The 426-nt window shown below is 34.5% G+C and carries 1 protein-coding gene; it reads right to left on the bottom strand.

What is annotated here, in order from left to right; translation table 11 throughout:
• Nucleotides 1-426 (bottom strand): transposase (locus HMPREF2697_RS03175; RefSeq protein ID WP_180364355.1); only part of this gene is annotated, 426 nt, incomplete at both ends.

Below are 426 nucleotides of genomic sequence, written 5' to 3' on the forward strand. Positions count from 1 at the left end.
TCAGAATGAAGACAAACATCGTTTTTGATGTTTGTCTTTTTTATATTCTTACCTAATTCTCCTATAATCCAATAATATTGAGATATTTGGGTAAAATTATAGGTCTTTCCTGTCATCATTTTTACCAATTTTTTGATATTTAGACACGCTAAAGTAAGCCCAACCTTAGCTTCCATTTTGGACTTTCCTTTTTCTCTGGTATAACGTAAGTTATGATATTCTTTAGCTGTTCCGAATAACCGTTCTATCGTTTCTTTCCGGTGTTGATACCGTTCTTTCATACCACTTTGATGGCGAATATCTTCACAGACTTCTAGGGCATCTTTCCAAATATGACGCACAACAACTTTTTGGTGCTGGCGACTTTCAGTACAAATCGCTAACAAGGGACAGGTCTTACAAATTTTAGGATTACTTTTATACTCT

Origin of the sequence: Streptococcus sp. HMSC064D12 (assembly GCF_001837205.1) — a bacterium.
In the GTDB taxonomy this organism is placed as follows: Bacteria; Bacillota; Bacilli; order Lactobacillales; family Streptococcaceae; genus Streptococcus; species Streptococcus salivarius_D.